Genomic DNA, 6000 nt, shown 5'->3' with positions numbered 1-6000 from the left:
GAGCCCCAACGAATACGAACGCCGACACCACGCGGCTAAGCTCACGCTCGCCGCGTGATCAACGCACCGTGTCCACCATCACGGGGGAAGGCCCGTGATCCTCGCCGCGAGCGCGCACGACAACGAGGCCGGCATCGCCCTGCTGGACCAGGCGGCCGAACGATGTGGGATGCGCCTGGAAAAGGTCCTGGTCGACCAGGGCTTCAAGGACGCCGTGGTCATCCACGGGCATCACCGTCGAGGTTGTCCGCCGCAACCCCGACGACGAGGGCAAGGGCTTCGTCCCGCAACCGAAGCGGTGGGTGGTCGAGCAGGTCACCGGCACCCTCATGCTGCAGCGGCGCCTCGCCCGCGACTACGACCACCGGCCCGACAACGCGGCCTCCCGCGTCTACTGGGCCTCCACCGCCGGCATGCTCCGCCGCCTCACCACCCTGCCCCCACCTGGCGTGACGACGTGAAGCTGGCAGCGTGAACGTCTGCGAACTCCTGCGCCTGCTGCGGACCGAACACGATGAGACCGCCGCACGAGCCGACAACCTGCGCGAGCAGAGCGAGTGGCTCACCACTGCCCTCGTCGAGACCGAAGCCCGCCTGGCCGAGCTCGCCTCCACCCGCAAGGTCATCCACGGCCTCACCCCGCCCGACCACGCAACGGCCCCCGCGGAGACCGCCACCGTCTACCAGCGCATGGTGACCACGTTCAACGAGCACCCCGGGAAGGTGATCCGCGTCCGCGATCTGCACGAACACCTCGACCTGCCCACCGACGAGCCCTCGTCCACGTCACCCGCTCCCGCCTGGGACGACTCGTCCGCCAGGGACTCCTCACCCACCCCGGACGCGACCGCTACCAGAAACGGACTTCACGCCTTCTAAGACCGGGCCGACCCGGCGCACAACTCCACGCCACGCGCCCGGGCGACGCGGGGCACCCTCCCCGGCAAGGCATCACGCCCGAACCGGTCAGCGTCCGGAGGGAAACGCCTCCACGGGCCGGAGACTGCCTCGCGCAGCCTGCCGGAACCAGAGCGTGCAGGACACGATCAGCAGCAGACCCCGCCACCGGCCACGCGGTGCAGCACTCGGCGCAAGATTCCACCTCCACGCCCACGCCACCCCGCCCCGATGGCGAAACCCCGGCCAGCCACCACAGCTGACCGCGGTTACCCAAGCTGATCAGAGAAGCTGCTCATTCGGCCCCGTCGGCTCCGCCTGATACGGGATCCGCTGTACGGCCCGTGATCTGGAGGCGCTCCTCGGACGTGGTGGGCATTTCGACCCGGTCGCGGTAGTACCAGGAGCTCAGCGCGGCCTTGATGCGCCGGCGCAGCGGTGCCTGACGCCCGGGGTGCCTCAGGGGCCGGGGGATCTCTCTGACCAGCAAACGGTAGCGCCGCTCTCGGTCAAGTCCGACAGGACGCTCACCGATACCACCCGCGAGGTCCTGACGCACCACGCCTGTTTCCTCGCCCTCCTGGTACAACCGCCGCTCGTGTAGTTGCAGCGCGAGACAGATACGTCTGGTGAGGAGGTAGGCAATGATTGGACCTGCGATCAAGGTGATGCGGAAAGCCCACGTGAGAGCGTTGACGGAAAGGTCGAATTCATAGGCGATCACGTCGTTGCCGCCCGCCATGAGCAGCACCCCGTAGAAGACGATGGCCGCCACACCGAGTCCGGTTCGCACAGGCCGGTCACGCGGCCGGTCGCACAGGTGGTGTTCTACCAGGTCGCCGGTCACCCATCGCTCGAAGACGGGGTAGAGATACAGCACGGCGAAGAGCAGCGCGGGCAGCACGACCGCCGGCAGGAGGACGTTCCACATGAAGGTGTGCCCGGCAAGATTTGTCTCTAGGCCCGGCATCAGCCGCAGCGCCCCTTCCAGGAATCCGACGTACCAGTCCGGCTGAGAGTTGGTCGAGACCTGATCAGGGACGTATGGCCCGTACGACCACACTGGATTGATCTGCGCGATCGCACTCATAAACGCGGTGACGCCAAAGACGATCAAGGACAGCCCGATCGACCTGGCAGCGAATGAGGGATACATCGGCTCCCCCACCACGTTGCGGTTGGTCTTCCCCGGTGCCGCCCACTGCGTGTGTTTGAGATACACCACCATGATCAGGTGCACGGCGATCAGCGAGATCAGCAGGCCAGGCAGGAACAACACGTGCATGATGTAGAGCCGCTTGCTCAGCTCTTCGCCGGGGTAGGAGCCACCCCACGCAAAGAAGGCCAGGTATGTCCCCATGACCGGGATCGACATCACGATCGTGTTAGCGGTGCGCAGCCCCGTGCCGGACAGCAGGTCATCGGGGAGCGAGTAACCGCAAAATCCCTCCAGGATGGCCAACAGGAACAAGGTCACGCCTACGACCCAGTTGATCTCGCGCGGTCTGCGGAACGCCCCGGTGAAAAAGATCCTGAGCATGTGGACGCCGATGGCAGCGACGAAGACCAGGGCGGCCCAGTGGTGCATCTGGCGGATGAGCAGACCACCGCGTACGTCAAAGCTCACGTGAAGCGTCGATTGGAAGGCTTTCGTGACCAACACGCCCTGCAGTGGCTTGTACGGTCCGGCGTAGGTCACTTGCGCCAGGCTCGGGTCGAAGTAGAGCGTCAGGTAGCTGCCGGTGAGAACGAGAACGACAAAGCTGTAGAGAGCGATCTCACCGAGCAGAAAAGACCAGTGGTCGGGAAAGGTCTTTCGCAACAACTGCCTGGCCAGTTCGGAGACCGGGGCGCGCCGGTCCATCGCGACGTACGTCTGGAACGCTGCCTGACGGGCCATGGCCTGCAGTCTTGCCTTGCGTCGCCTCAACAGCACGCCGCACCACGCTCCTCTGTGTGATTCCATGGACCACCGCGCAGCCCAGCGGGCCGGGATACTCGAGTACCGCGTGCTTCAATCTTGATCGTGAGCCCGCGACGCGGGGCGCAGGCATGCCGAAGGGGCAACAACTTCGAACGGTGACCGGGTCCCGCGAAGGGCGTCGCTAACACAGCCAAGGCGCTGAACGGCGTAGCACGCACCAAGGAGTGAAGTGAGCAGTCGAATCGACATCATCGAAGCTCTGACGGGTCACCACCGAGAGATCCAACGTCTTTTCGACCGCATCCGCTCTGCCCCGCCTGGCAGCGACGAGCGCCAGACTCTCGTGGAACAGGCCACCATCCGCCTGGTCCGCCACTCGGCGGCGGAAAAGGAGCATCTATACCCAGTGGTGCGCCGCTTCGTGGTGGACGGCGACACCTGGACGGAGCTCGAACTCACCGAACACCGAGAGATCGAGGAGCTGCTGAGCTCTCTGGAGGTCCAAGATCCAGACAGCGAGGACTTCGGGCGCCTTCTGCTATCCGTGATCACCCGAGTGACGGAGCACATCGTCGAGGAAGAGCAACTCCTCTTCCCCCGCCTCCAGGCGGCATGTCCGGCCGACGTCCTGCACGACCTTGGAGCGAAAGTCCGCGCCGCTGAGGCCTCCGCACCGACACGGCCCCGGCCCGCAGCACCGCAGTCGGCCCTGATGGTGAGACTCACGGCGCAGGCGTGGGGGCCCTTGGACCGCCTCCGCGACCTGGTGACACGTCGTGGCCGTGGGTGAGTGCCCGGACGCGGAAGCCCGATCCGGCCCGGTCCGCTCATCGCCGAACTGCACGAGGTCTACGGCCTGCGCGCCCCCGGGACCGCTCGACAGCGTGCCGCACTGGATCTCGCGGAGTGGACCGAGGGGGGCGCGGCCTGAACGTCGTGAAACCGGCTTCCGCGGTCACTCTCATGCTCAGCGTGCAGGCGACATCTGCCCGCCTGGCTGAGGCCGGACTGGAGCCCGTAAGGGGCGTCGTCGAGGGCGAGAAGGGAACCCGCTCGCTGGAGAGCCCATTTTTCCTGCAAGGAGTTCGCATGCGTGCACTGACCTGGCACGGTAAGCGGGATGTCCGGGTGGAGACGGTGCCCGATCCGCGGATTGAGAAGCCCGACGACGTGATCGTCCGCATCACCTCCACCGGGATCTGCGGTTCCGACCTCCACCTGTACGAACTCTTCGGCCCCTACATCGATCCGGGCGACATCCTGGGACATGAGCCGATGGGCGTCGTCGAGGAGGTCGGGCCCCAGGTGCGCTCTCTGCGGCCGGGAGACCGCGTCGTGATCCCCTTCAACGTCTCGTGCCGCAACTGCTTCATGTGCGATCAGGGTCTGCACTCCCAATGCGAGACCACCCAGGTCCGCGAGCGTGGCATGGGTGCCTCGCTGTTCGGCTACACCAAGCTCTATGGTCAGGTGCCCGGCGGCCAGGCGGAGCTACTGCGCGTCCCCTTCGGCGACAAGCTGCCCATCAAGGTTCCCGACGGGCCCCCGGACGACCGCTACGTCTATCTGTCGGACGTCCTGCCGACGGCATGGCAGGCGGTGGAGTACGCGGACATCCCCCAAGGCGGATCCGTGACCGTGCTCGGCCTGGGTCCGATCGGGGACATGGCGACGCGGCTCGCGCAGCACCGAGGGGCGCGCCTGGTCCTCGGGGTGGACCCGGTCCGGGATCGGCTGACCCGGGCCTCCGCGCACGGTGTCACCTGCTTCGACGCCCGCCGCGATGGCGAGGACCTGGTCGAGGGCGTCCAGGAACTGACCGAAGGCCGGGGCACCGACGCTGTCATCGACGCGGTGGGCATGGAGGCCCACGGGGCGCCCTTCGCCAAAGCTGCGCAGTGGGTCACCGGGCTGCTGCCGGACAGCATCGCGCAGCCGCTCATGGAGCGGGCGGGAGTGGACCGGCTCGGTGCTCTGCGCGCCGCCGTCGGCCTCGTACGCCGGGGAGGTACGGTGTCCGTCTCGGGTGTGTACGGCGGCGCCGCGAGTCCCATGCCACTGCTGACGATGTTCGACAAGCAGATCCAGGTGAGGATGGGCCAGGCGAACGTCTGGCGCTGGGTGGACGACATCCTGCCGCTGCTCACCGACGATGACCCGCTCGGTGTCGACTCCTTCAAGACCCACGACCTGGCACTGGAGCAGGGGCCGAAAGCTTATGCGATGTTCCAGGCCAAGGAGGACGGCATGGTCAAGGTTCTCCTTCACCCCTGACAGGCGAGCTTGGTTTGGGCGCTGACCTGGGGGAGCGGCTGCAGGCTCCAGGCGAGGACAGCGACGCGAACTTTGCGCACAGGTAAGCAGGCGAGGTCCTGGGAGCAGGCCGTCGGCCAAGCCGAATGGCGCCATCCGGCCGCCGTTGACTGCGAAGCCGGGGAAAGGGCTCGAGTTGCGTGTACTGCGCATTGTCGGCCGCGCACTTGTCTATGTCGCTTTGGGCGATGATCGGCCCCACGGAGGCCACGGCGACCGCGTGGCGCTGCGCCTGCCCGACGGCCGCCGGAGCCGCGGCCCGCCGAGGAAGCGGTGCGCCGCACCGGCGACCTCGTTGCCCGTCGGGGCGCCTGTCCCTGGGACGGGTAGCGCGGTCCGTCGCCCCGGAGCGCCATCGGAACCGACGCGAGGAGGAGGTGCGCCATGGTGAGCAAGCGCGACGAGGGCCCGCTGCGTGACCTGCTCCGCCTCCCCGTCGGCGAGCAAGGATCTCCACCTGCGGCAGCACCCGCAGGTGCGGCGGGGTAGATGGGGCCCAGGCAGCGGCGAGAATCGTCTGCCCGTCCTGGCCGGTCTGCTCAGCCCGCTCGGTCGCCGTCGCTTCCCGCCGGGCAGCTTGCCGATCTCCACCTTCCGCCCGAAGCGCTTGCCCCACTCAGGTGCGATCAGCGCAGGCAGCCGGTCGGGGGCGGCCTCGGCCAGTGCCTCCAAAGCGGCCCGCAGCGCCTCCCCGACCAGCGAGATTCTCCGCGAACTGCAGCACCGATACCAGCGCCGGCTGCCCCGGTGACAGCCGGGCCTGCCATCGGCGGGATACAGCGCGGCGAACTCCTCGTCCTCGAACAGCACGTCCAACCGGTCGTGATCGTCCTGACCGGGATCCTCTGATGCTTCTCCGGCCGCAG

5 protein-coding genes and 1 pseudogene are annotated in these 6000 nt (G+C 67.4%); 5 read left to right on the top strand and 1 reads right to left on the bottom strand.

Going from position 1 to position 6000, the window contains the following annotated elements:
* Positions 1-94 precede the first annotated feature (94 nt).
* A pseudogene (locus ACFY2Z_RS39990) lies at positions 95-475 on the top strand (IS5/IS1182 family transposase); the annotation flags it as partial.
* Entirely contained in the window at positions 472-879 is a 408-nt protein-coding gene (locus ACFY2Z_RS39985; RefSeq protein WP_390748915.1) for a hypothetical protein, read from the top strand. The pseudogene ACFY2Z_RS39990 and the gene ACFY2Z_RS39985, both read left to right, overlap by 4 nt.
* A gap of 313 nt (positions 880-1192) precedes the next feature.
* On the opposite strand, the gene ACFY2Z_RS39980 is transcribed toward ACFY2Z_RS39985, so the two are convergent.
* Entirely contained in the window at positions 1193-2833 is a 1641-nt protein-coding gene (locus tag ACFY2Z_RS39980; RefSeq protein WP_390748914.1) for a cytochrome bc complex cytochrome b subunit, read from the bottom strand.
* A gap of 217 nt (positions 2834-3050) precedes the next feature.
* Between ACFY2Z_RS39980 and ACFY2Z_RS39975 the strand changes: the two genes are divergently transcribed.
* The 3 genes from ACFY2Z_RS39975 (at position 3051) to ACFY2Z_RS39965 (ending at position 5095) form a co-directional block, all read left to right on the top strand.
* Positions 3051-3611, top strand: a complete 561-nt coding sequence (locus ACFY2Z_RS39975; RefSeq protein ID WP_390748913.1) for a hemerythrin domain-containing protein — start codon at positions 3051-3053, stop codon at positions 3609-3611.
* Positions 3612-3752 carry a hypothetical protein gene (locus tag ACFY2Z_RS39970; RefSeq protein ID WP_390748917.1) on the top strand — a complete coding sequence of 47 codons (141 nt, stop codon included), beginning with the start codon at positions 3612-3614 and terminating at the stop codon, positions 3750-3752.
* A gap of 158 nt (positions 3753-3910) precedes the next feature.
* Positions 3911-5095, top strand: a complete 1185-nt coding sequence (locus ACFY2Z_RS39965; RefSeq protein WP_390748912.1) for an alcohol dehydrogenase catalytic domain-containing protein — start codon at positions 3911-3913, stop codon at positions 5093-5095.
* Positions 5096-6000 lie beyond the last annotated feature (905 nt).

Origin of the sequence: Streptomyces sp. NPDC001222, from assembly GCF_042896945.1 — a bacterium.
GTDB lineage: Bacteria > Actinomycetota > Actinomycetes > Streptomycetales > Streptomycetaceae > Streptomyces > Streptomyces gibsoniae.
Note: the sequence above shows the minus strand (reverse complement) of the source record. Positions and strands in the feature narration are given on the sequence as shown.